19 protein-coding genes and 1 tRNA gene are annotated in these 20,174 nt (G+C 59.1%); 13 read left to right on the top strand and 7 right to left on the bottom strand.

Annotated elements, in window-relative coordinates; genetic code table 11:
- The first annotated feature begins 96 nt into the window (after positions 1–96).
- The 13 genes from ruvA to nadA all read left to right on the top strand — a co-directional run bounded on the left by ruvA (position 97) and on the right by nadA (position 10,288).
- Complete coding sequence (ruvA, locus tag FBY12_RS21135) at positions 97–714, top strand: Holliday junction branch migration protein RuvA (RefSeq protein ID WP_145255602.1); 618 nt, start codon at positions 97–99, stop codon at positions 712–714.
- On the top strand, positions 715–1,776 hold the full coding sequence (gene ruvB / locus FBY12_RS21130; protein ID WP_054044994.1) for a Holliday junction branch migration DNA helicase RuvB: 1,062 nt from the start codon (positions 715–717) through the stop codon (positions 1,774–1,776).
- 138 nt (positions 1,777–1,914) lie between these two features.
- Positions 1,915–2,382: a tol-pal system-associated acyl-CoA thioesterase gene (gene ybgC / locus FBY12_RS21125; protein WP_092278807.1), complete on the top strand. Its 468-nt coding sequence runs from the start codon at positions 1,915–1,917 to the stop codon at positions 2,380–2,382.
- Complete coding sequence (gene tolQ / locus FBY12_RS21120) at positions 2,372–3,067, top strand: protein TolQ (protein WP_092278810.1); 696 nt, start codon at positions 2,372–2,374, stop codon at positions 3,065–3,067. Before ybgC ends, tolQ begins: the two co-directional genes overlap by 11 nt.
- Before the next feature lie 23 nt (positions 3,068–3,090).
- On the top strand, positions 3,091–3,543 hold the full coding sequence (gene tolR, locus FBY12_RS21115) for a protein TolR (protein ID WP_163914819.1): 453 nt from the start codon (positions 3,091–3,093) through the stop codon (positions 3,541–3,543).
- On the top strand, positions 3,543–4,622 hold the full coding sequence (gene tolA, locus FBY12_RS21110) for a cell envelope integrity protein TolA (protein WP_121731260.1): 1,080 nt from the start codon (positions 3,543–3,545) through the stop codon (positions 4,620–4,622). The genes tolR and tolA overlap by 1 nt, the downstream gene beginning before the upstream one ends.
- 17 nt (positions 4,623–4,639) lie before the next feature.
- Positions 4,640–5,920, top strand: coding sequence for a Tol-Pal system beta propeller repeat protein TolB (gene tolB / locus FBY12_RS21105; RefSeq protein WP_178076574.1), 1,281 nt, complete (start codon positions 4,640–4,642; stop codon positions 5,918–5,920).
- A gap of 55 nt (positions 5,921–5,975) precedes the next feature.
- The gene (gene pal, locus FBY12_RS21100; protein WP_003178634.1) at positions 5,976–6,473 is read left to right on the top strand and encodes a peptidoglycan-associated lipoprotein Pal; all 498 of its coding nucleotides are present in this window, start codon (positions 5,976–5,978) and stop codon (positions 6,471–6,473) included.
- A 6-nt stretch (positions 6,474–6,479) separates the two neighbouring features.
- Positions 6,480–7,322: a tol-pal system protein YbgF gene (gene ybgF, locus FBY12_RS21095; protein ID WP_092278816.1), complete on the top strand. Its 843-nt coding sequence runs from the start codon at positions 6,480–6,482 to the stop codon at positions 7,320–7,322.
- Between the two features lie 166 nt (positions 7,323–7,488).
- Positions 7,489–8,136 carry a 7-carboxy-7-deazaguanine synthase QueE gene (queE, locus tag FBY12_RS21090; protein WP_092278818.1) on the top strand — a complete coding sequence of 216 codons (648 nt, stop codon included), beginning with the start codon at positions 7,489–7,491 and terminating at the stop codon, positions 8,134–8,136.
- 1 nt (position 8,137) lies between these two features.
- Positions 8,138–8,830 (top strand): 7-cyano-7-deazaguanine synthase QueC, encoded by a 693-nt coding sequence (queC, locus tag FBY12_RS21085; RefSeq protein WP_121731259.1) that lies wholly within the window; start codon positions 8,138–8,140, stop codon positions 8,828–8,830.
- 63 nt (positions 8,831–8,893) lie between these two features.
- Positions 8,894–8,969: transfer RNA gene (locus tag FBY12_RS21080), tRNA-Lys, on the top strand.
- A gap of 260 nt (positions 8,970–9,229) precedes the next feature.
- Complete coding sequence (nadA, locus tag FBY12_RS21075; protein ID WP_121731258.1) at positions 9,230–10,288, top strand: quinolinate synthase NadA; 1,059 nt, start codon at positions 9,230–9,232, stop codon at positions 10,286–10,288.
- A gap of 138 nt (positions 10,289–10,426) precedes the next feature.
- On the opposite strand, the gene FBY12_RS21070 is transcribed toward nadA, so the two are convergent.
- The 7 genes from FBY12_RS21070 to FBY12_RS21035 form a co-directional block, all read right to left on the bottom strand.
- Positions 10,427–10,915, bottom strand: a complete 489-nt coding sequence (locus FBY12_RS21070; RefSeq protein ID WP_145255599.1) for an RDD family protein — start codon at positions 10,913–10,915, stop codon at positions 10,427–10,429.
- A gap of 96 nt (positions 10,916–11,011) precedes the next feature.
- Positions 11,012–11,224 (bottom strand): cold-shock protein, encoded by a 213-nt coding sequence (locus FBY12_RS21065; protein ID WP_003175786.1) that lies wholly within the window; start codon positions 11,222–11,224, stop codon positions 11,012–11,014.
- 393 nt (positions 11,225–11,617) lie between these two features.
- On the bottom strand, positions 11,618–12,742 hold the full coding sequence (gene gcvT, locus FBY12_RS21060) for a glycine cleavage system aminomethyltransferase GcvT (protein WP_145255596.1): 1,125 nt from the start codon (positions 12,740–12,742) through the stop codon (positions 11,618–11,620).
- 41 nt (positions 12,743–12,783) lie between these two features.
- Positions 12,784–14,160, bottom strand: a complete 1,377-nt coding sequence (locus FBY12_RS21055) for an L-serine ammonia-lyase (protein ID WP_121731256.1) — start codon at positions 14,158–14,160, stop codon at positions 12,784–12,786.
- Between the two features lie 160 nt (positions 14,161–14,320).
- The gene (gene gcvP, locus FBY12_RS21050; protein ID WP_145255593.1) at positions 14,321–17,170 is read right to left on the bottom strand and encodes an aminomethyl-transferring glycine dehydrogenase; all 2,850 of its coding nucleotides are present in this window, start codon (positions 17,168–17,170) and stop codon (positions 14,321–14,323) included.
- Positions 17,171–17,179: 9 nt separating this feature from the next.
- Positions 17,180–17,563 (bottom strand): glycine cleavage system protein GcvH, encoded by a 384-nt coding sequence (gene gcvH / locus FBY12_RS21045; RefSeq protein WP_121731254.1) that lies wholly within the window; start codon positions 17,561–17,563, stop codon positions 17,180–17,182.
- A 761-nt stretch (positions 17,564–18,324) separates the two neighbouring features.
- Entirely contained in the window at positions 18,325–19,833 is a 1,509-nt protein-coding gene (locus FBY12_RS21035; protein WP_145255587.1) for a sigma-54-dependent transcriptional regulator, read from the bottom strand.
- Positions 19,834–20,174 lie beyond the last annotated feature (341 nt).

The raw sequence follows: 20,174 nt of genomic DNA, 5'->3' as shown, positions 1-20,174 counted from the left end.
TTACGGGATGAGGGTTTTGCGCCTGTGTTGTCGGCGCCAAACCCTGGTCCTGTCAGTCGCCAGCACTTGGCTGGCCAACGCTCAAGGATCTGAAACGTGATTGGACGCTTGCGCGGCACCCTGGCTGAAAAACAGCCGCCGCACCTGATTCTGGATGTAAACGGCCTCGGGTATGAGCTGGAAGTGCCCATGACCACGCTGTATCGCTTGCCGTCGGTCGGTGAACCGCTGACGTTGCACACCCATTTAGTCGTACGCGAAGACGCGCAGTTACTCTATGGCTTCTACGGCAAGCGTGAGCGAGACTTTTTTCGCGAGTTGATCCGTCTCAATGGTGTAGGGCCGAAATTGGCCTTGGCGCTGATGTCGAGTCTGGAAGTTGATGAACTGGTGCGTTGCGTGCAATCCCAGGACACCTCGGCGTTGACCAAGGTGCCGGGGGTCGGCAAGAAGACTGCCGAGCGTTTGCTGGTCGAACTCAAGGACCGCTTCAAGGCTTGGGAAACCGTGCCGGCGATGTTTGCACTGGTGCCGAACCAGCCGGGAGGGCCGGATGCGCCAGCCCCGGCGATCACCGCCGAGAGTGATGCGATCAGCGCGCTGGTCTCCCTGGGCTACAAGCCGCAGGAAGCCAGCAAGGCGATCACCTCGATCAAGGAGAAAGGTTTGAGCAGTGAAGATCTGATTCGCCGTGCCCTGAAGGGAATGATTTAAGTGATTGAAGCTGATCGTCTGATTGCCGCCACGCCGGGCCCTCGTGATCGCGAGGAAGTCCAGGACCGGGCGATTCGTCCCCTCAGCCTGGCCGAATACATTGGCCAGCCCACCGTTCGCGAGCAAATGGAGTTGTTCATCCAGGCTGCTCGCGGGCGCAGTGAATCGCTGGACCATACGCTGATCTTCGGCCCGCCGGGCTTGGGTAAAACCACGCTGGCCAACATCATCGCCCAGGAAATGGGCGTGTCGATCAAAAGCACCTCGGGCCCGGTCCTCGAGCGGCCGGGCGATCTCGCGGCGCTGCTGACCAACCTTGAGCCGCATGACGTATTGTTCATCGACGAAATCCATCGGCTGTCGCCGATCGTCGAAGAAGTGCTGTACCCGGCGATGGAAGATTTCCAGCTCGACATCATGATCGGCGAAGGGCCGGCCGCGCGTTCGATCAAACTCGATTTGCCGCCGTTCACTCTGGTCGGCGCGACGACGCGCGCGGGCATGCTGACCAACCCGTTGCGCGACCGTTTTGGTATCGTCCAGCGTCTGGAGTTCTACAGCACCGCCGACCTGGCGACGATTGTCAGCCGCTCGGCGAGCATTCTCGGGCTGCCACTGGACCCGGAGGGCGCTTTTGAAATCGCCCGTCGCGCCCGCGGCACGCCGCGAATCGCCAACCGCTTGCTGCGGCGCGTGCGCGATTTCGCCGAAGTGCGCGCCAAGGGCCACATCACTAAGCCGATTGCCGACCTCGCATTGAATTTGCTGGATGTCGATGAACGCGGTTTCGATCATCAGGACCGGCGTTTGCTGCTGACCATGATCGAGAAGTTCGACGGCGGCCCGGTCGGCGTCGACAGTCTGGCGGCGGCGATCAGCGAAGAGCGCCACACCATTGAAGATGTGCTGGAGCCGTACCTGATTCAGCAGGGCTATATCATGCGCACTCCGCGGGGGCGGGTGGTCACTCGACACGCGTATCTGCACTTCGGTTTAAACATCCCGTCACGATTGGGCGAGATGCCCGTAGTAGACGAGTTCCTCGATGCAGTAGACGATTAATCACCTTTGCGGGCTGATCGATTGAGCGTTTGTGTGGTCCTAGGGGCTCACATGACGAATCTTTCGCTTGAAAGCTGCATCAACAATGAAAAACAGTTGCCTGGCTGGATTGGCAACCTGAGGAGTAAGCACTAGAGTATGCGCGCGCAAAACGGGCTTGAGCCTTCCGCATTTCGTTGTCGCGTTTATTACGAGGACACCGATGCGGGCGGCATCGTGTATTACGTTAATTACCTCAAGTTTATGGAACGGGCTCGAACCGAGCGGCTCCGGGAACTGGGCTTTGCCCAATCCCAGCTGGCAGGGGAGGACCTGTTGTTCGTCGTGCATTCCAGCGAAGCGCGATATCACGCGCCGGCGCGACTGGACGACGAACTGACGGTAAGCGCTGAAGTAATCGAATTGAACCGTGCCAGCCTGCGCTTTAAACAGCAGGTCAGGCGGGCTACGGATAATGTGCTGCTCTGCGAAGGGCAGTTTTTGGTGGCCTGTGTGCGCACTGACAGTTTGAAACCCCGGGCCATTCCCGAAGCTCTACGTGCGGCCTTTGCCGACGTGAGCGGCGCGGGTAAACACTCAAAGCAGGAGATAAAGCGTGGAAGCTAACGTCGTCGACCATTCCTCCATGTGGAGCCTGGTCAGCAATGCCAGCGTCGTGGTGCAGTTGGTAATGCTGATTCTGGTAGCCGCATCGGTGACCTCATGGATCATGATCTTTCAGCGCAGCAACTTGCTGCGCGCCGGTCGACGTGCCCTGGAGAGCTTTGAAGAGCGCTTCTGGTCGGGTATCGACCTGTCCAAACTCTACCGTCAGGCCGGCAGCAACCCTGACCCGGATTCGGGCGTCGAGCAGATCTTCCGTGCCGGTTTCAAGGAATTCTCCCGTCTGCGCCAGCAGCCAGGCGTTGACCCGGAAGCGGTCATGGAAGGCGTGGCCCGTGCCATGCGCGTGGCGATTTCCCGCGAAGAAGAAAAGCTCGAACAGAGCCTGCCATTCCTCGCCACCGTCGGTTCCGTCAGCCCGTACATCGGTCTGTTCGGTACGGTCTGGGGGATCATGAACTCCTTCCGTGGTCTGGCCACCGCCCAACAGGCGACCCTGGCCACCGTGGCTCCGGGTATTGCCGAAGCACTGATCGCCACCGCGATCGGCCTGTTCGCGGCCATCCCGGCCGTTATCGCTTACAACCGTTTTGCTGCACGCAGCGAAACCTTGCTGGGCCGTTACTACACCTTCGCCGACGAATTCCAGGCGATCCTGCACCGCAAAGTGCACACCAGCGAAGAATAAGCAGGTAATTTCCAATGGCTTTAATCGCTCGAGCTCGCAAAAAGCGCAAGCCGGTTGCCGAGATGAACGTGGTGCCTTACATCGACGTGATGCTGGTACTGCTGGTCATCTTCATGGTGACCGCGCCGATGCTCAATCAGGGCGTGAAAGTTGATCTGCCCAAGGTTTCCAGCGAAGCCTTGCCGCAGGACAACAACACTCAGGTCCTGACCATTTCGATCAAGTCTGACAAGACCTATTACTGGAACCTTGGCAGCGAAGTCGACACCGAAAAGCAGCAGGACAAGGCGATGACCTTGCCGCAGATGACCAGCGCGGTGACCAAAATCATCAGCGCCGGCAATGACAACGGCAAGCGCACCCAAGTCTTCATTCGTGGCGACAAGACCGTCGACTACGGCTCGGTCATGGGCGCCATGGGCGGGTTGCAGAAAGCCGGCGTCGGTAATGTTGGCCTGATTACCGAGGCGCCCTGATGCAGCAACAACGAGAGCCAACAGCCTCGGAAAGCTACTTCTGGCCTAGTGTCTGGGCGATTGGCTTGCACGTGCTGGTTTTCGGCATGCTGTTTGTCAGTTTCGCCATGACGCCTGAGTTGCCGCCGGCCAAGCCGATTGTCCAGGCGACCCTGTACCAGCTGAAATCGAAAAGTCGGGCGACCACCCAGACCAATCAGAAGATTGCGGGTGAAGCGCAGAAGTCTGCTGCGCGCCAGACCGAAGTCGAACAGATGGAACAGAAAAAGGTCGAGCAGGAAGCGGTGAAGGCTGCGGAACAAAAGAAAGAAGAAGCGGCTCAAAAAGCCGAGGAAGCCAAGAAGGCCGACGAGTCGAAGAAGTCCGAGGAAGCTAAAAAGGCTGATGAAGCCAAGAAAGCCGACGAAGCGAAGAAGACCGCCGAAGCCAAAAAGGCTGAAGAGAAACAATTGGCCGATATAGCCAAGAAGAAATCTGAAGAAGAAGCCAAAAAGGCTGCTGAAGAAGAGGCCAAGAAAGCGGCCGCTGAAGAAGCCAAGAAAAAGATTGTCGAGGACGCGAAAAAGAAAGCCGCGGACGACGCCAAGAAAAAAGCTGAAGCGGAAGAGGCGAAGAAGAAAGTCGCCGATGAAGCGAAGAAGAAAGCTGCTGCCGATGCTGCGAAGAAGAAAGCGCAGGATGCGGCACGTAAATCTACCGAGGATAAAAAGGCTCAGGCCCTGGCAGATTTGCTTTCCGACACGCCGCAGCGTCAGCAGGCCTTGGCGGATGAGCAGGGTGACGAAGTCGCCGGCAGTTTCGATGATTTGATTCGTGCTCGGGCAGCGGAAGGGTGGGCTCGTCCTCCTTCGGCACGCAAAGGCATGACGGTTGTGTTGCAGATCGGCATGTTGCCGGACGGTACGGTGACTTCGGTCAGTGTGTCCAAGTCCAGTGGCGACGGTCCGTTCGACTCGTCCGCAGTAGCGGCGGTCAAGAATATTGGACGTTTGACAGAAATGCAGGGAATGAAGCCGAGCGATTTCGCTCCGTATCGTTCATTCAAGATGACATTCACACCTGAGGATCTAGCCTTGTGAGAAACCTTCTTCGAGGAATGCTGGTCGTTATCTGCTGCATGGCAGGGTTGGCGACGGCAGACGAAAAAAACATTCTGGTTACCAGCGGCAGTGATCGGGCTACTCCGATTGCGGTAGTTCCGTTCGGTTACCAGGGCGGCACCGTCCTCCCGGACGACATGGCCGAAATCATTGGTAACGACTTGCGCAACTCGGGCTACTACTCGCCGATCGCCAAGCAGCAGATGATCAGCCAGCCGAGCCAGGCCAGCGAAATCATTTTCCGTGACTGGAAGGCGATCAGCGCCCAGTACATCATGGTCGGCAGCATTGTTCCGGCGGGCGGTCGTCTGCAGGTGCAATACGCACTGTTCAACGTCGCTACCGAGCAGCAAGTGATGACCGGCAGCGTGTCGGGCAGCGTTGATCAACTGCGTGACATGGCGCACTACATCGCTGACCAGTCGTTCGAAAAACTCACCGGCATCAAAGGTGCGTTCTCGACGCGTCTGCTGTACGTGACAGCTGAGCGTTTCTCCGAGAAGAACACGCGTTACACGCTGCAACGTTCGGACTACGACGGTGCCCGCGCCGTGACCCTGCTGCAATCGCGCGAGCCAATCCTGTCGCCGCGTTTCGCACCGGATGGCAAGCGCATCGCTTATGTTTCGTTTGAACAGCGCCGTCCGCGCATCTTCATGCAGAACATCGATACCGGTCGCCGTGAGCAGATCACCAACTTCGAAGGCCTGAACGGTGCTCCAGCGTGGTCGCCGGATGGCAATCGCCTGGCATTCGTACTGTCCAAGGACGGCAACCCGGACATCTACGTGATGAACCTCGGTTCGCGCCAGATCACCCGTGTGACCAACGGCCCTGGCATCAACACTGAACCGTTCTGGGGCAAGGATGGTTCGACCATCTACTTCACCTCCGACCGTGGCGGCAAACCGCAAATCTACAAAACCAGCGCAGGCGGTGGTGGTGCAGAACGCGTTACTTTCATCGGTAACTACAACGCAAACCCGAAACTTTCGGCCGATGAAAAGACCCTGGTGATGATTCACCGCCAGGATGGCTTCACTAATTTCAAGGTGGCGGCCCAGGATTTGCAGCGCGGAAGCGTAAAAATCCTAACTGATAGCACTCTGGACGAGTCGCCTACTGTTGCGCCCAACGGCACCATGGTAATCTACGCCACCCGCCAGCAGGGCCGGGGAGTCTTGATGCTCGTGTCCATTAATGGACGCGTAAGGCTCCCGCTTCCTACCGCACAAGGCGAAGTCAGAGAACCATCCTGGTCCCCTTACCTGAACTGACGCGGCGCTACAAAAAGATTTGCTTAACACACTGGGGTTCATTAGGAGTTTCACGATGGAAATGCTGAAGTTTGGTAAATTTGCTGCGCTGGCTCTGGCCATGGCTGTAGCTGTAGGTTGCTCGTCCAAAGGCGGCGACAATGCCGGTGAAGGCGCTGTTGATCCAAACGCTGGTTACGGCGCTAACACTGGTGCAGTTGACGGCTCCCTGAGCGAAGAAGCTGCTCTGCGCGCTATCACCACGTTCTACTTCGAATACGACAGTTCGGACCTGAAGCCAGAAGCCATGCGCGCTCTGGACGTTCACGCCAAAGACCTGAAAGCAAACGGCGCTCGCGTTGTTCTGGAAGGCAACACCGACGAACGTGGTACTCGTGAGTACAACATGGCACTGGGCGAGCGTCGTGCGAAAGCCGTTCAGCGCTACCTGGTACTGCAAGGTGTTTCCCCAGCTCAGCTGGAACTGGTTTCCTACGGCGAAGAGCGTCCAGTTGCTACCGGCAACGACGAGCAGTCCTGGGCTCAAAACCGTCGCGTCGAACTGCGTAAGTAATTCGTCATGCGAACGTGCCGTCGTGCTGTAACTGTTTTGGCTCTCAGTCTCGCACCGCTTGCGGTGTGGGCTGCGGTTCCTGTGGTCGATGACAACAACTCCGGTAATAGCGGAAGTAGTTATCCGCCTGCAGGTTACGGTACGAACGGCGCCTATGCCGGGGGAGGGGTTTCGGCCCCTGTCTCGGCACAGGGCGAGCTGTTCAACCAACTGCAATCAATGCAGGAGCAGATCTCACGCCAACAAGGTGTGATCGAAGTTCTGCAAAATGATGTGTCGCGCATGAAGCAGGAAAACCTGGAGCGATACCAGGATCTTGATCGGCGCATAGGAACCGGCGTTGCACCAGCCGCGACTCCTGATAATTCTTCCACCAGTGGCACGTTGAATGCCCCTGGTGCAGCAGCCGCTGCAGGCGCCAGTGCGGGAGCGGGTGCCGCTCAGGCACCGGCCGCCAGCAGTGAACCGGGTGATCCGGCGAAGGAAAAACTGTATTACGATGCAGCCTTCGACCTGATCAAAGCCAAGGATTTCGACAAGGCCAGCCAGGCTTTCGCCGCTTTCCTGCGCAAATACCCGAACAGCCAATACGCGGGCAATGCCCAGTACTGGTTGGGCGAAGTCAATTTGGCCAAAGGTGATCTGCAAGGTGCAGGTCAGGCGTTTGCCAAGGTTTCGCAGCTGTACCCAAAGCACGCCAAAGTGCCTGACTCGCTGTACAAGCTCGCTGATGTAGAGCGCCGCCTCGGTCATAACGACAAGGTAAAAGGCATTCTGCAACAGGTGGTGGCCCAATATCCGGGCACGTCCGCCGCTCAGTTGGCGCAACGCGATCTGCAACGCATGTAAGCCTGCTTGAGCTGAATTGAAGAAACCCGCGCTTGTCGCGGGTTTTTTCGTTAGAATTCACGCCCTTTTTCTGAAACACGCTTTTTGGGATTCGCGCGTTGGCGGGGTTCCTTGAAGAGCCTGACGGAGGCGGACAGCCTGTTTAGCTGTTACGCCCGTGGCGATTATGCAAGACACATTGAGAATTACCGAAGTTTTCTACTCTTTGCAGGGGGAAACGCGGACTGCCGGGCTGCCCACTGTTTTTGTGCGCCTGACCGGTTGCCCACTGCGTTGCCAATACTGCGACAGCGCTTATGCGTTCACTGGCGGGACAATCCGCACGCTCGACGATATTCTCGAGCAAGTGGCCGGTTATCGTCCGCGCTACGTCTGTGTCACCGGCGGCGAGCCGTTGGCGCAACCCAATGCCATTCCGTTACTCAAGCAGTTGTGCGACGCCGGTTACGAAGTGTCACTGGAAACCAGTGGCTCTATCGACATCTCGGCGGTAGATTCGCGCGTCAGTCGTGTGGTCGACCTGAAAACGCCAGGATCGAAAGAAGCGCATCGCAACCGCTACGAGAACATCGACCTGCTGACGCCCAACGACCAGGTGAAATTCGTTATCTGCTCGCGGGAAGACTACGACTGGTCCGTGTCCAAGTTGATCCAGTACGGTCTGGAGCGACGTGCCGGCGAAGTGCTGTTTTCCCCAAGTCACCACGACTTGAATGCACGGGAGTTGGCTGACTGGGTGGTGGCGGACAATCTGCCAGTGCGTCTGCAATTGCAGCTGCATAAATATCTTTGGAATGACGAGCCGGGGCGCTGAGATGACCGAACAACTGAACACAACTGAAAAACGCGCAGTAATCCTGCTGTCCGGTGGCCTCGACTCGGCAACGGTCGTCGCCATGGCCCGCGCCGAAGGCTACAGCTGCTACACCATGAGTTTCGATTACGGCCAGCGCTCTCACGCCGAATTGCACGCTGCTGCACGCGTCGCACGCGACCTCGGAGTGGTCGAGCACAAGGTTATTGGCTTGAACCTCGACGGTATGGGCGGTTCGGCATTGACCGACACTAACATCGACGTGCCGGAAGAAGCGGGCGAGGGCATTCCAGTCACTTACGTGCCAGCGCGCAACACGGTGTTCCTGTCTCTGGCGCTGGGCTGGGCCGAAGTGCTCGGCGCGCGGGATATCTTTATTGGTGTCAACGCGGTGGATTATTCCGGTTATCCGGATTGCCGTCCCGAATTCATCGAATCGTTTGAGCGCATGGCCAATCTGGCGACCAAGGCTGGCGTCGAGGGCAACGGCTTCCGCATCCAGGCGCCGCTGCAGAACCTGAGCAAGGCACAGATCGTCCAGGCAGGCGTGAAGCTCGGCGTTGATTACGGGCTGACGGTTTCCTGCTATCAGGCCGACGATAAAGGCTACGCCTGCGGCAAATGCGACAGCTGCCGCCTGCGCTCCGAAGGCTTCGCCGCCGCCGGAATCAGCGACCCAACCCCTTATTTTTGATTTATTTCAAATTAGGTGTTGAATAGTCCTTAAAAATCAGTATTATACGCGCCACCACACAGCGGGTCGTTAGCTCAGTTGGTAGAGCAGTTGGCTTTTAACCAATTGGTCGTAGGTTCGAATCCCACACGACCCACCATTTTTTGTAGCAGTTTTAAAAGTCTGGAAGGCCCACGCAAGTGAGGATTTCCGGATTTTTTTTTGCCTGCGATTTGCCTGCGCCCACCGGCGCACGACACAAGTCAGAATCATCTTTTGCATCCACGGGATATTCTGTAGCCTTGCTCGGCTCCAACGCTGTGCCTGATGAATACTCACTCTCCCGGCGGTACCCATTTGCGGTCCGGAGCCGGGTGTATACTCGACTTTCGCGCGAAAGCGCCCGCAGGTCTTGCGAACATGACGCAAATTTCTGAACGCCTATTGGTTCAAGCTCACCTCGATGCCAAGCAACCCAAGCCGCTGAGTGCCGAGGAAGAGGCCTATTACCGTTCTGCCATCGCTGCCGAGCTCAAGGCTCAGGACGCGGTGCTGGTGGCCCACTTCTATTGTGATCCGGTGATTCAGGCCCTGGCCGAAGAAACCGGCGGCTGCGTCTCCGACTCCCTCGAAATGGCGCGCTTCGGCAATGCCCATCCGGCCAAGACTGTGGTGGTCGCCGGCGTGAAGTTCATGGGCGAAACGGCGAAGATCCTCAATCCTGAGAAACGCGTGCTGATGCCGACTCTGGAAGCGACTTGCTCGCTCGACCTCGGTTGCCCGGTGGACGAGTTCTCGGCGTTCTGCGACCAGCACCCGGAGCGCACGGTGGTGGTCTATGCCAACACCTCGGCGGCGGTCAAGGCTCGGGCGGATTGGGTGGTGACTTCGAGCTGTGCGCTGGAGATTGTCGAAAGCCTGATGGACAACGGCGAGACCATCATCTGGGGCCCGGACAAGCACTTGGGCACGTACATCCAGCGCAAGACCGGCGCGGACATGTTGCTGTGGGACGGTGCCTGCATCGTTCACGAAGAGTTCAAGTCCAAGCAGCTTGAAGACATGAAGGCGTTGTACCCGGACGCGGCGATTCTGGTGCACCCGGAGTCGCCGACTGCGGTGATCGAACTGGCGGACGCCGTCGGCTCCACCAGCCAACTGATTGCCGCCGCGCAAAGCCTGCCGAACAAGACGCTGATCGTCGCTACCGACCGTGGCATTTTCTACAAGATGCAGCAGCTGTGCCCGGACAAGGTCTTCATCGAAGCGCCAACGGCCGGCAACGGCGCCGCGTGCCGCAGCTGCGCGCATTGCCCGTGGATGGCGATGAATACGCTTGAGCGCACGCTGAAGAGCTTGAAGGAAGGCACGAACGAGATCTTCGTCGATCCGGCACTGATTCCGCAGGCGATCCGACCGCTGAAGCGCATGCTCGACTTCACCCAGGCGGCGCGGATGAAACTGGCCGGTAACGCCTGAGGCTTATCAGGCAAACACAAAAACCTGTAGGAGTGAGCCGGCTCGCGATAGCGGTGTAATTGTCGACATCAATGTCGACTGGCACACCGCTATCGCGAGCGGGCTCACTCCTACATTTGGTTTTTCGCTGAGGCTGAGTTATTTGGTCTTCTTCGGAATCCGCACCAGCTGCGTATTCGAATACATGTCGTGCCAGCTGCGCTTCTGCTTATCAAACAGCGGCCAGATAAACCCCAGCCCTACGCACAACCACGACGCAATCGACACCACAAAGCGCAACAACGCCTGCCACAGGCTGATGGACGAGCCATCCGCGTTCTGTACGCGAATGCACCACACCTGCATGCCCAGGGTCTGGCCCGACCAAGTCCAGAACTTGGCGAAGAAGCCGAACAGCACAAACAGCAGCACCGTCGACAGCAACGGATCGCCATCCAGCGCGCCGGCCTCGGTCAGTGCGCGCATGCGGTCTTCGCCGATGATTGCCATCTGAATCATCTTGTAAATTCCGCTGGTGACGATCAGCAGGGCGGTGCACAACAGAAAGTCGTAGAACATCGCTGCCAGGCGACGGCCCAAAGTGGCGGCGGGGAAGTCGCCCTGGGGTTTGAGCAGGTGTTTCGACATGGCAGCCTCGAAGCGAAAAAAGAAGGCCATTTTACGGATTTACGCGCACAAAAAAGCCCCTGATGTCAGCATCAGGGGCTTTTTCGTAACAGAAGGTTAGGCTTCGGCTTGTACTTCGTCAGCCTGCATGCCTTTCTGGCCTTGCACTGCAACGAAAGTCACTTTCTGGCCTTCTTTCAGGCTCTTGAAGCCGTTGCCCTGAATGGCGCGGAAATGCACGAACAGATCCGGACCGCTTTCAGGAGTGATAAAACCAAAACCTTTCTCGTCGTTAAACCACTTGACGGTACCGCTCTGACGTTGGGACATTTCTTATTTCCTTTGACGCAATAATTAATGGCAGTCTCCTTCTCATGAAAGAGTACTGGGGCTGGTTGCAGGAGAGTAAGAAGACGTCGAACGGGATGTAGCTAACTTGTAGGCTACTGCCCAGGTCACGATTCCAAGCGACCCATGCAAACACAGTGGAGAGACTCTACGCCAACTAGCCAATAAAAAACAAGCCCCCGCGAGAGGCCCGGTTTTGCTCGGCTTGGTGGCTGTTAGCGATGTCGCTAGTGCAGGCTTAGACGATTGAGCGCTTCAATTGTTTTCGTTCGTTATAAGCCAAGTTCGTAATCGAAAACTTGCACTGTTTTATGGCGGTTGCGTTACACATTAGTGCACTGTTAACGCAACCGCGTTACTTATAGAAACAGTCAATCAACCACGGTAGTAGCGTTGTGCAACAAATGGCATTTTGCTTACAAGCAAAGGCACCTTTTTCCCACGCACGATCGCCCAGACCGGCGTATCCAGCGCGGTGTACGCACTGTCCACGTAACCCATCGCCAATGGCGCGCCCAGCGTCGGGCCGAATCCACCGCTGCAGACGCTGCCAATGATCTCGCCTGCTTCGTTGACGATTTCTGCGCCCTCGCGCACCGGCGTGCGTTCTTGTGGCAGCAGGCCGACGCGTTTGCGGCTGACCCCGCCCTGTTGCTGCGCGAAAATGTTCTCCGCGCCCGGGAAACCGCCCGACCGCGCGCCATCGGCACGTCGTGGTTTGGAGATTGCCCACAACAGGCTGGCTTCGATCGGCGTGGTTTCGCTGTTCATGTCGTGGCCGTACAGGCACAGGCCGGCTTCCAGACGCAATGAGTCACGCGCTCCAAGGCCAATCGCCGCCACTTCCGGCTCGGCCAGCAAGGCGCGGGCGAGGGCTTCGGCGTTCGCTGCCGGTACAGAGATTTCGAAACCGTCTTCGCCGGTGTAACCCGAACGGCTGACAAAGCACTCAACGCCCAGCAGCTCGACGCGGGCGAACTGCATGAAGGTCATCTTCGCCACGTCCGGCGCCAGCCGCGCGAGTACGGTCACAGCGGCCGGACCTTGCAACGCGAGCAACGCGCGTTCTTCGAACAGCGGTTCGATGGTGCATTGATCAGCGATGTGCTGACGCAAGTGTGCGAGGTCTTGATCCTTGCACGCGGCATTCACCACCAGAATGAGTTCGTCGTTGCCGAGGTTGGCGACCATCAAGTCGTCGAGGATGCCCCCCGTCTCGTTGGTGAACATCGCGTAACGCTGCATGCCCACCGGCAGGTCGATGATGTCCACCGGCACCAGGGTTTCCAGAGCCTTGGCGGCATTGGCGCCGGTCAGGCGGATCTGGCCCATGTGCGAAACATCGAACAACCCGGCCTGCTCACGGGTGTGCTGATGTTCTTTCATTACGCCCAGCGGGTATTGCACCGGCATGTCGTAGCCGGCGAACGGCACCATGCGCGCGCCGAGTTCGAGATGCAATGCGTGCAACGGGGTTTTCAGCAATTGTTCGGTGGACATATTCAGCTCCTGAAAAATCTGCAAAGGCCAATGCGCGCGCATCAGCACTCAATAATGTTGACCGCCAAACCGCCACGGGCGGTTTCCTTGTATTTGCTTTTCATGTCGGCGCCGGTCTGGCGCATGGTGCGGATGACCTTGTCCAGCGAGACAAAATGCTGGCCGTCGCCGCGCAACGCCATGCGCACCGCGTTGATGGCTTTCACCGAGCCCATCGCATTGCGCTCGATGCACGGCACTTGCACCAGCCCGCCAATCGGGTCGCAGGTCAGACCGAGGTTGTGTTCCATGCCGATTTCGGCAGCGTTTTCCACCTGCGAGACGCTGCCGCCGAGGACTTCGCACAAGGCCCCGGCGGCCATCGAGCAAGCGACGCCGACCTCGCCCTGACAACCCACTTCGGCGCCGGAGATCGAGGCGTTCTCTTTATAAAGAATGCCGATCGCCGCCGCCGTCAGCAGAAAACGCACGACGCCGTCTTCATTGGCGCCGGGGATGAAGCGCATGTAGTAATGCAAAACTGCCGGGACGATGCCCGCCGCACCGTTGGTGGGAGCGGTGACCACGCGTCCGCCGTTGGCGTTTTCTTCGTTGACCGCCAGCGCGTAAAGGTTGACCCAGTCGAGCACCGACAGCGGGTCGCGCAGCGCCGATTCCGGGTTCTTGCACAGTTGCCGATGCAGCGCTGCGGCGCGCCGTTTGACTTTCAGGCCGCCGGGCAGGATGCCTTCGTTGCGACAACCGGCGGCGACGCAATCCTGCATCACTTGCCAGATGTTCAGCAGGCCGGCGCGGGTTTCCGCTTCCGGGCGCCAGGCACTTTCATTGGTCATCATCACTTGGCTGATCGACAAGCCGTAAGTGGCGCAATGCCCGAGCAAGTCCTTGGCGCTCTTGAATGGAAAAGTCAGCGGCGTGGCGTCCTCGACGATGCGGTCGGCGCCAGCGGCGTCTTCATCGACGACAAACCCGCCGCCGACGGAATAGTACTCGCGGCTGCGAATCTGCAGGCCCGCGGCATCGAACGCGCGAAAGATCATGCCGTTGGGGTGATAGGCCAACGGTTTGCGAATCATCGCCAGGTGCAGTTTTTCATTGAATTCGATGGAATGCTCACCGAGCAGATTCAAGCGACCGCTGCTGCGAATCTGTTGCAGACGCTCAGCGACGGTTTCGGTGTTGACGGTGTCCGGGTGTTCGCCTTCGAGGCCGAGCAACACGGCTTTGTCGCTGCCGTGGCCCTTGCCGGTCGCGCCGAGCGAACCGTAGAGCTCGACTTTGACGCAGGCGGTTGCTGCCAGCATTTGTTCACGGCGCAATCCTTCAACAAAACGCGCAGCAGCGCGCATTGGGCCGACGGTGTGCGAGCTGGAAGGGCCGATGCCAATCTTGAACAGGTCGAACACGCTTAACGACATGAGTGGTTCTCCGGTTTCTTGTTATAGGCGCAACGCGAACCTGTAGGAGCGAGGCTTGCCCGCGAAGCTTTTAGCGGCCGTGATGGCCTCTTCGCGGGCAAGCCTCGCTCCTACAGGGGGTGTGGCGTCCTTGCGGGACGGCCAAGCCGTCCCTTATGGATCAAGCGTAGCTTTCGATCGAAGGGCAGGCGCACACGAGGTTGCGGTCGCCAAACACGTTGTCGACGCGACCCACCGGTGGCCAGTATTTGCCTTCGATCAACGAAGCCACTGGGTACACCGCTTGCTCGCGGCTGTACGGGTGGGTCCACTCGCCAACGATTTCCGCTGCGGTGTGCGGCGCGTTTTTCAGCGGATTGTCTTCCTTGTCCAGCGTGCCGTTTTCCACCGCGCGAATCTCTTCGCGGATGCGGATCATGGCGTCGCAGAAGCGGTCCAGTTCTTCCTTGGATTCGCTTTCGGTCGGCTCGATCATCAACGTGCCAGCGACCGGGAACGACATGGTTGGCGCGTGGAAACCGAAGTCGATCAGGCGCTTGGCGACGTCATCGACGCTGATGCCGCTGCTGTCCTTCAATGGGCGCAAATCGAGGATGCATTCGTGCGCCACCAAGCCGTTGCTGCCGGTATAGAGCACTGGGTAATGCTCTTCGAGGCGACGGGAAATGTAGTTGGCATTGAGGATCGCCAGTTGCGAAGCGCGCTTCAGACCGGCGCCGCCCATCATCCGAATGTACATCCAGGTGATCGGCAAAATGCTCGCGCTGCCGAACGGTGCCGCGCACACCGCGCCTTCCTTGCGAGCCATTTGCGCGTGGCCCGGCAGGAATGGCGTCAGGTGCGATTTCACGCCAATCGGACCAACGCCCGGGCCGCCACCGCCGTGCGGGATGCAGAAAGTTTTGTGCAGGTTCAAGTGGCTGACGTCGCCGCCGAACTTGCCCGGTGCGCAGAGGCCGACCATCGCGTTCATGTTGGCGCCGTCGATGTACACCTGGCCGCCGTGGTCATGAATGATGCCGCAGATTTCGCGGATGCCTTCTTCGAACACGCCGTGGGTCGACGGGTAAGTGATCATCAGCGCCGCGAGGTGTTCGCGGTGCTCGATGGCTTTGGCGCGCAGGTCTTCGATGTCGACGTTGCCACGGGCATCGCACGCGGTAACGACGACGCGCATGCCGGCCATGTTGGCGGTCGCCGGGTTGGTGCCGTGGGCGGACGAAGGGATCAGGCAAATGTCGCGACGGTCATCGCCACGGCTCTGGTGATAAGCGCGAATTGCCAGCAAACCAGCGTATTCACCTTGGGAACCGGCGTTCGGTTGCAGCGAAATCGCGTCGTAACCGGTCGCGGCGCAAAGCATCGCTTCCAGTTCGTCGGTCAATTGCTGATAACCGGCGCTTTGCTCGGCCGGGGCGAACGGGTGCAGGGCGCCGAACTCGGCCCAGGTTACCGGGATCATTTCGCTGGCGGCGTTAAGTTTCATCGTGCAGGAACCCAGCGGAATCATCGTGCGATCCAGCGCCAGATCCTTGTCGGCGAGCTTGCGCAGGTAGCGCATCAGCTCGGTTTCCGAGTGATAACGGTTGAACACCGGGTGGCTGAGAATCGGCGATTGACGCACCAGCTCGGCCGGAATCGTGCTCTGCACCGAAGCGGCGAGGGCGGCAAAGTCCGGCAGGGTTTTGCCGTCGGCCAGCAGCGCCCACATGGTTTCGACGTCGGCCTGCGCCGTGGTTTCGTCGAGGGACAGGCCCAGACGTTCGGCATCGACTACGCGCAGGTTCATCTGCTGGGCGCGTGCCTTGTCGTGCAGCTTGGCGGTGTTGGCGCCAGTGTTGAGAGTCAGCGTGTCGAAGAAGTTGGCTTGCTCGACGTTCAGGCCGATAGCTTTCAGGCCTTGGGCCAGAATCGCGGTCAGGTGATGCACGCGGTTGGCAATCTGCGTCAGGCCTTTCGGGCCGTGGTAGACGGCGTACATGCTAGCGATGTTGGCCAGCAATACCTGCGCGGTGCAGATGTTCGACGTGGCTTTCTCGCGGCGGATATGTTGCTCGCGGGTCTGCATCGCCAGGCGCAATGCCGGTTTGCCGAAACGGTCGACGGAAACGCCGACCAGACGGCCCGGCATGTCGCGTTTGAACGCATCTTTAGTCGAGAAATAAGCGGCGTGCGGGCCACCGAAACCCAGCGGCACGCCGAAACGTTGCGCGCTGCCGATGGCCACGTCCGCGCCGAATTCGCCCGGCGGGGTCAGCACGGTCAGGGCCAGCAGGTCGGCGGCGACCGCGACCAGCGCGTTGGCGGCGTGGAAGCGTTCGGTCAGTTCGCGGTAATCGAATACGTCACCGTTGCTCGCCGGGTATTGCAGCAACGCGCCGAAGAACGGCGTCACGTCAGTCAGTTCGCGTTCGTCGCCGACCACCACGTCAATGCCCAATGGCTCGGCACGGGTGCGCAATACGTCGAGGGTTTGCGGGTGGCAATGCGCGGAAGCGAAGAAGGCGTGGCTGCCCTTGTTCTTGCTCAGGCGTTTGCAGAAGGTCATGGCTTCGGCAGCGGCGGTGGCTTCGTCGAGCAAAGAGGCGTTGGCGATCGGCAGCCCGGTGAGGTCGCTGATCAGCGTCTGGAAGTTCAGCAACGCTTCGAGACGACCCTGGGAAATCTCCGGTTGGTACGGCGTGTACGCGGTGTACCAGGCCGGGTTTTCCAGCAGGTTGCGCAGGATCGGCGACGGCGTATGCGTGCCGTAGTAACCCTGGCCAATGAAGGTCTTGAACAGCTGGTTTTTGCCGGCGATGGATTTGATCAGCGCCAGCGCATCGGCTTCGCTCAGGCCATCTTCGAGGCCGAGGACGCTGGTGCCCTTGATGCTTTCCGGGATGACGCTGGCGCTCAGGGCTTCCAGCGAGTCGAAACCGAGGCTGTTGAGCATGGCTTGCTCATCGCCGGAACGCGGGCCGATGTGGCGCGCGATGAATTCGTTGGCAGTGCTCAGATTAATAGTCATGGCGGCTCCTCAGGCTTCGGCGTTGGCTTTGATCAGACGGTCGTAGGCGTCCTGATCCAGCAGTTTGGCGACTGCCGCAGGGTCTGTTGGCTGGAAACGGAAGAACCAGCCTTCGCCCAGCGGATCTTCGTTGACCAGTTCCGGGCTGCTGTCGAGCGCCGGGTTGACTTCGAGCACTTCGCCATCAAGCGGCATGTAAACGCCGCTGGCGGCTTTGACCGATTCCACGGTGGCGGCTTCTGCGCCTTGCTCGTAGGAATGCAACTCCGGCAGTTGTACGAAAACCACGTCGCCCAAGGCGTTCTGCGCGAAAGCGGTGATGCCGACAGTAACGCTGCCGTCAGCTTCGGTGCGCAGCCATTCGTGATCTTCAGTAAAACGCAACTCGCTCATGGAAACTCCTAAAGGGGCCAGACTCGTCTGGTGGACGCGATTGAATGCTTGGGCGGGGAAAGCCCTTATTTATGAGTGGTTACCAAGCAAAATCGCGGCCAATGTTGTTTTTTGTATAGGAATCAATGGTTTGCAGTTTTGTGAGTGATGCTGGAATGGCAGGCGTGTAGCGATATCGCTACAGAACAAGAGAGGGAAAAAAGCTTATGCGGATCAAAGCCTTGCGCAGCAGTGATCAGGAGAGGGTGTAGCGATATCGTTCCGCTGTAGCGCTTTCAGTACAGATGAACGTCGCTTTTGAACAGTTTTCGGGCCGGCCCACAAGCCTCGTGGGAGCCGAGCTTGCTCGCGATTGCGGTGTGTCAGACGGCACTGATTTTGGAGGATAGACCGCTATCGCGAGCAAGCTCACTCCTACAGGGATCTTCGGTGTTCAGAAGATTTGTGGCCAACTCCGCTCATTGTAGGAGTGAGCTTGCTCGCGATGGCTGCGTGTCAGTCGGCACTGATTTTGAAGGACAGTCCGCTATCGCGAGCAGGCTCACTCCTACAGGGATCTTCGGTGTTCAGAAGATTTGTGTGCAACCCCGCTCATTGTAGGAGTGAGCCTGCTCGCGATGGCTGCGTGTCAGTCGGCACTGATTTTGAAGGACAGACCTCTATCGCGAGCAGGCTCACTCCTACAGGGATCTTCGGTGTTCAGCAGATTTGTGGGCAACCCCCGCTCAATGTGGGAGCCGAGCTTGCTCGCGATGGCGGCCTTACGGTTTATTGGGAATCCCGTACTTGCGCAGGCGATGGGCAATCGCGGTGTGGGAGGTTTGCAGGCGACTGGCCAGTTGGCGGGTCGAGGGGTAGCTGACGTAGAGTTTTTCCAGCAGGGTTTTCTCGAATTCGTCCATCGCCTGCTCCAGGCTGTCGACTTCGCTGTCACTCTGGCGCGCCACCGAGGTGCCGGCGATGTCCAGATCACCGATATCCACCAGGCTGCTTTCGCAAATCGCCGCCGCGCGGAAGATCACGTTCTGCAACTGCCGGACATTGCCCGGCCAGCGATTGCCGAGCAACGCCGGATACGTCCCCGGCGCCAGACGACACACCGGGCGCTGGATCTGCGCGCAGGCCTGCTGCATGAAATAGCGCGCCAGCAGCAAAATGTCCTGGCCACGTTCGCGCAGTGGCGGGACTTCGACGTTGAGCACGTTGAGGCGGTAGAACAAATCTTCGCGGAAGGTGCCTTCGCTGACCATTTTTTCCAGGTCGCGGTGGGTCGCGCTGAGGATCCGCACGTTGACCTTGACCTCACGATCACCGCCGACCCGGCGGAAACTGCCGTCGTTCAAAAAGCGCAGCAACTTCGCTTGCAGGTACGGCGACATTTCGCCGATTTCATCGAGAAAAACCGTTCCCTGGTTCGCCAGTTCCATCAGCCCCGGTTTGCCACCGCGTTGCGCGCCAGTGAAAGCGCCGGGCGCATAGCCGAACAGCTCGCTTTCGGCGAGGTTCTCCGGCAATGCCGCGCAGTTCAGCGCGAGGAACGGCGCACTGTGCCGCGCACTGATGGCGTGACAGGCGCGCGCCACCAGTTCTTTGCCGGTGCCAGTTTCACCCTGGATCAACAGCGGCGCATCAAGCGCGGCGACGCGTTGCGCGCGGGCCTTCAAGGTGCGAATGGCCGGGGACTCGCCGAGCAATGCGTCGAAACCTTCCGCGTGATCGTGGTGCAGCGCCGACAGACGTTCGCCGATGCGATTCGGTTGATACAGCGTCAGCAGTGCGCCGGCATCGGTGATCGGTGTGGCGTCCAGCAGCAGAGTCTGGCCGTTGACGGTGATTTCGCGCAGCGGCAGGCGGAAGCCGTTTTCCAGCAAGGTATCGAGCAACGCGGGGTCGGCAAACAGCTCGGCGATGCTTTCGCCGGCCGGTTCGCGACCGTACAACGCGATCAACGCCGGGTTGGCCAGCAGCACTTTGCCGGCGCTGTCCAGAGCCAGCACCGGGTCGGTCATGGCCGCGAGCAACGCGTCGAGTTGCAAGTGCCGGCGCTGGCCGGGAAGGATGTCGACCACTGTCATGGCCTGCACGCCGTGGACGCTGAGCAACGCATCGCGCAGCTCTTCGAGCACTTCGGGGCTCAGGGTCGGGGCGTCGATGTAGACGTTGGGCGGGACCATTTCCACCGCATCCAGATTGAGATTGCGCCCACCGAGCAGGGCCAGGACTTCCTGGGTAATGCCGACGCGGTCGATGAAGCTGACGTGGATACGCATGGGGCGGTTTTTGATTCTGGAGTGCGGAGGGTGGCAAGTATGCCTTGGTGGAGGGCTGGGGTGAAATCTTGAGATTTGAGGTGGAGCTGAAAACCACCCCTCACCCCAGCCCTCTCCCCAAAGGGGAGAGGGGGAAAGGGGGCCGATCTCTGTTGCTTTCAAGGCCTGAGTTCGACTCGGACTTTCAGGTCGATGTCGCTCGAATATGCAACCCGGTCAGTCCCCTCATCCCTTTGGAGGTGGAGTTGAAAACCACCCCTCACCCCAGCCCTCTCCCCAAAGGGGAGAGGGGGAAAGGGGGCCGATCTCTGTTGCTTTCAAGGCCTGAGTTCGACTCGGAC

It is taken from the genome of Pseudomonas sp. SJZ131 (assembly GCF_007828705.1).
Classification (GTDB): domain Bacteria; phylum Pseudomonadota; class Gammaproteobacteria; order Pseudomonadales; family Pseudomonadaceae; genus Aquipseudomonas; species Aquipseudomonas prosekii.
Note: the sequence above shows the minus strand (reverse complement) of the source record. Positions and strands in the feature narration are given on the sequence as shown.

Coding starts and splice junctions, on each gene's coding strand:
- ybgC (WP_092278807.1), top strand. CDS start 1,915: ATGCGCGCGCAAAACGGGCTTGAGCCTTCCGCATTTCGTTGTCGCGTT.
- tolA (WP_121731260.1), top strand. CDS start 3,543: ATGCAGCAACAACGAGAGCCAACAGCCTCGGAAAGCTACTTCTGGCCT.
- tolB (WP_178076574.1), top strand. CDS start 4,640: ATGCTGGTCGTTATCTGCTGCATGGCAGGGTTGGCGACGGCAGACGAA.
- pal (WP_003178634.1), top strand. CDS start 5,976: ATGGAAATGCTGAAGTTTGGTAAATTTGCTGCGCTGGCTCTGGCCATG.
- ybgF (WP_092278816.1), top strand. CDS start 6,480: ATGCGAACGTGCCGTCGTGCTGTAACTGTTTTGGCTCTCAGTCTCGCA.
- queE (WP_092278818.1), top strand. CDS start 7,489: ATGCAAGACACATTGAGAATTACCGAAGTTTTCTACTCTTTGCAGGGG.
- queC (WP_121731259.1), top strand. CDS start 8,138: ATGACCGAACAACTGAACACAACTGAAAAACGCGCAGTAATCCTGCTG.
- nadA (WP_121731258.1), top strand. CDS start 9,230: ATGACGCAAATTTCTGAACGCCTATTGGTTCAAGCTCACCTCGATGCC.
- FBY12_RS21070 (WP_145255599.1), bottom strand. CDS start 10,915: ATGTCGAAACACCTGCTCAAACCCCAGGGCGACTTCCCCGCCGCCACT.
- FBY12_RS21065 (WP_003175786.1), bottom strand. CDS start 11,224: ATGTCCCAACGTCAGAGCGGTACCGTCAAGTGGTTTAACGACGAGAAA.
- gcvT (WP_145255596.1), bottom strand. CDS start 12,742: ATGTCCACCGAACAATTGCTGAAAACCCCGTTGCACGCATTGCATCTC.
- FBY12_RS21055 (WP_121731256.1), bottom strand. CDS start 14,160: ATGTCGTTAAGCGTGTTCGACCTGTTCAAGATTGGCATCGGCCCTTCC.
- gcvP (WP_145255593.1), bottom strand. CDS start 17,170: ATGACTATTAATCTGAGCACTGCCAACGAATTCATCGCGCGCCACATC.
- gcvH (WP_121731254.1), bottom strand. CDS start 17,563: ATGAGCGAGTTGCGTTTTACTGAAGATCACGAATGGCTGCGCACCGAA.
- FBY12_RS21035 (WP_145255587.1), bottom strand. CDS start 19,833: ATGCGTATCCACGTCAGCTTCATCGACCGCGTCGGCATTACCCAGGAA.